The organism is Salinispora pacifica CNR114 (assembly GCF_000514775.1).
Taxonomy (GTDB): Bacteria; Actinomycetota; Actinomycetes; order Mycobacteriales; family Micromonosporaceae; genus Micromonospora; species Micromonospora pacifica.
Window position 1 is genome coordinate 1 of record NZ_AZWO01000073.1, and the last position, 3,711, is coordinate 3,711.

Here is a 3,711-nt window from a genome sequence, read left to right on the forward strand (position 1 = left end):
CCGCCGAACCCCGCACCACCCCAAACACCCGATGCCCATTACGACGAGCATCCGACAACCGCTCCAACACCAACACACCAACACCCTCAGACCAGGCCGCGCCGTCAGCGCCGTCGCCAAAGGACCGACACCGGCCGTCGGGGGACAGCGCGCGCTGCCGGCTGAACTCGACGAAGAGCTGCGGGGTGGCCATCACCGCGACGCCACCAGCCAGCGCCAGGCCGCACTCCTCCTTACGCAGCGACTGGCAGGCCAGGTGCACCGCGACCGACGACGACGAGCATGCGGTGTCCACCGTGATCGCAGGCCCCTCCAGGCCCAGGTGGTAGGCGACCCGACCGGAGACGAGGCTGCCGGAGGTGGTGCTGTCGACGTAGTCGTGGTGCATCACGCCGACGAAGACGCCGGTGGCGCTGCCCTTCAGGCCGACCGGGTCGATGCCACCGTGCTCGAACGCCTCCCAGGATGCTTCCAACGCCAGCCGCTGCTGCGGGTCCGTCTCCACCGCCTCCCGTGGGCTCATCCCGAAGAAGCCCGGGTCGAAGTCGGCGGCGTCATAGAGGAAGCCGCCGTGCCGGGTGTAGCTCTTGCCGGGCTTGCCGGGTTCCGGGTCGTAGACGCCGTAGACGTCCCAGCCCCGGTCGGTCGGGAAGTCGGAGATCGCGTCGGTGCCGTCTAGGACGAGCTGCCAGAGGTCCTCCGGCGACCGGACACCCCCGGGGTAGCGGCAGCCCATGCCGACGATCGCGATCGGCTCCTGGTCCCGGGCCTCCACCTCACGCAGTCGCCGGTTGGCCTGTTGCAGTTCGGCCGTGGCGCGCTTGAGAAAGGTCCGGAGCTTGTCGTCGTTCGCCATCGTTCACACCAATCTTCCGGCGCCGGAGGGACCTCGGAGTCGGACTGCCGTCAGGAGATGCCAAACTCGTTCTCCAGGACGTCGAAAAGTTCCTCGTCGGTGGCGGACTCGTAGTCGTGCCGGGTGCCGTCGGGGCCGCCGGTCCGGTCCTGCCAGCCACGTAGCACCGCCTCCAGCCGTGCGGTGACCCGGCCGTACTCGTCGACGGGTACGCCGGCCAGGGTCTTCTCCAGACGGTCGAGGTCGGCGAGGACGGCGTCGGCCGGATCGGCATCGGGCACCACCAGGTCGGCCTTCAACGCCCGGGCGAGGGCGGCGGGTTCGGGGTGGTCGAAGACGAGCGTGGCGGGCAGCCGCAGGCCGGTGACGGTACTGAGCACGTTGCGGAACTCGACGGCGGCAAGGGAGTCGAAGCCGAGGTCCTTGAAGGCACGACCGGGTTCCACCGACGCCGGGCCCGGAAAGCCGAGCACAGCGGCGGCGTGCGTGCGAACCAGGTCCAGCAGCAGGGTGTCCCGGTCGGCGTCGGAGAGACCGGCGAGCCGCTGGGCCAGCCCCCGGTCACCGGCCATCGGGTCTCCCGTGGCCACGGGCCGGGCCGGGCTGCGGACCAGGCCGCGCAGCACGGTGGGCAGCGTGTCGGTCCGCCGCCGCAGTGCGTCCAGGTCGACCCGCACCGGTACAACGTTGGCCCGGTCGGCGGCGACGGCTGCGTCAAAGAGGCCCAGCCCCTCGTCGGTGGTCATCGCGGGCATGCCGAGCCGGCGCATCCGGTGCAGGCCGGCCTCGTCGAGCTGACCGCCCATGCCGGTGCCGGCGGCCCAGAGGCCGAAGGCCAGCGAGGTGGCCGGCAGCCCGTCTGCGCGGCGGTGCTGGGCGAGCGCGTCGAGGAAGAGGTTGGCGGCGGCGTAGTTGCCCTGGCCAGCGCCGGCCACCCAGCCGGCCGAGGAGGAGACGAGCACGAACGCGGCCAGGTCGAGGTCGCGGGTGAGGTCGTGCAGGTGCCAGGCGGCATCCACCTTGGGCCGTAGCACCCGGTGTAGTTGTTCGGGGGTGAGGGCGTCAACCAGCGCGTTCTCGGCGGTACCGGCGGCGTGCACGACGGCGGTGAGCGGGTGGTCGGTGGGAAGCTCGGCGAGCAGCGCGACGAGCGCGTCCCGGTCGGCGACGTCGCAGGCGGCGACCGTCACCTCGGCGCCGGCAGCGGTGAGGTCCGCGACCAGTTCCGCCGCGCCGGGTGCGCTGGCGCCGCTGCGGCTGGTCAGCAGCAGCCGGCGTACGCCGTGCCGGGCGACCAGGTGCCGAGCGATGAGGCTGCCCAGCCCGCCGAGGCCGCCGGTGATCAGGACGGTGCCGTCGGCGGGCCACGGGGTGTCGCCGGGTGCCTCGGCGGATACCCGGGTCAGTCGGGGCACCAGCAGTTGACCCTCTCGGACGGCCACTTCCGGTTCGCCGGTGGCCAGCGCCGCCGCGAGGTGGTCGGTGCCGGCGCCAACCGTGTCGACCAGGACAAACCGACCGGGGTGTTCGGCCTCGGCGGCCCGGACCAGCCCCCACAGGGCCGCCTGGACGGGGTCGACCGGGGTGTCGCCGGCACCAACCGCGTCGCGGGTGAGCAGCACCAACGTCGTCGCGGCGTACCCCGGCTCGGTGAGCCATCGGCGCAACAGCGCCAGCAGTCGTTCGGCAGCCCGGTGCACGGCGGCGGGCGGCGTGCTGGCCGGGTCGAGGGTGACCACGACGGTGCCGGGTGCCGGGGCGGGCAGTTCCGCCTCCGCGTCGATGAGGGTCCAGTCGTCGGCGACAACGTCCGGGGTGGGGACGGGCCGCCAGGCCACCTCGAACAGGTTGCGCTGATGGCGGCGGGCGGCGGTGCCGAGCACGTCGGCGGCCACCGGTCGGACCACCATCTGGTCGATGGTGGCGACGGGATTGCCATTACCGTCGGCGACAGCGACGGCCAGCTTGTCGGCGGTGGCCGGGGAGATCCGGATCCGCAGGGTGGCGGCGTGCGCCGCGTGCAGGGTCACCCCGCGCCAAGAGAACGGCAACGGCGTGTCGCCTGCGCCTTCGGCTACGAGGTTGGCGTGCAGCGCCGCGTCGAGCAGCGCCGGGTGCAGCAGGAACCGGGGCGCGTCGGCAGCGGCCACCTCGGGAAGCGCCGCCTCGGCCCAGACCTCGGCGGTGTCGCCGTCGCCGCGCCGCCACACCGCGCGCAGTCCCTGGAACGCCGGCCCGTAGCCGTATCCGTGGTCAGGTAGCCGGTCGTAGAGTCCAGTGAGGTCGACCGGCTCGGCGCCGGGGGGCGGCCACGCGGACAGGTCGGCAGCGGTCGGGTCGGCTCCGGCCCGGAGGACCAGGATCCCTTCGGCGTGCCGGGTCCAGCCGGTGCCGTCGGCGGCGTCGTCGGGCCGGGTCCAGATGCCCAGGGTACGGGCGCCGCTGTCGTCGGCGGCGGCGACCGTGACGCGCAGCGCCAGCCCGCCCTCAGCGGGCAGCACCATCGGCGCGCCGATGGTCAGTTCGTCCAGTACCGGACAGCCGACCTGGTCTCCGGCGTGGAGGGCGAGTTCGACCAGCCCGGTACCGGGGACGAGGACGGTGTCGAACACCGCGTGGTCGGCGAGCCACGGCTGGGCGGTGCGGGAGATCCGGCCGGTGAGCACCACACCGCCAGCGCCGGGCACATCGACGACCGCGCCGAGCAGCGGGTGGTCGGCGGAGTCCAGACCCATCGCGGTGACATCACCAGGACCAGCCGGAGCATCGATCCAGTAGCGCTGGTGTTGGAAGGCATACGTCGGCAAATCCACCCGCCGCCCACCCCCACACACCACACCCCAATCCAAATCCAC

The 3,711-nt window shown here is 73.0% G+C and carries 2 protein-coding genes; both read right to left on the reverse strand.

Features of this window, described 5'->3' with window-relative positions; all coding sequences use genetic code 11:
• Window positions 1-856 (reverse strand): beta-ketoacyl synthase N-terminal-like domain-containing protein (locus B118_RS0124580; protein ID WP_018813225.1); only part of this gene is annotated, 856 nt, incomplete at its 3' end.
• 50 nt (window positions 857-906) lie between these two features.
• On the reverse strand, window positions 907-3,711 hold a 2,805-nt coding region (locus B118_RS29260; protein ID WP_238324156.1), incomplete at its 5' end, for a type I polyketide synthase.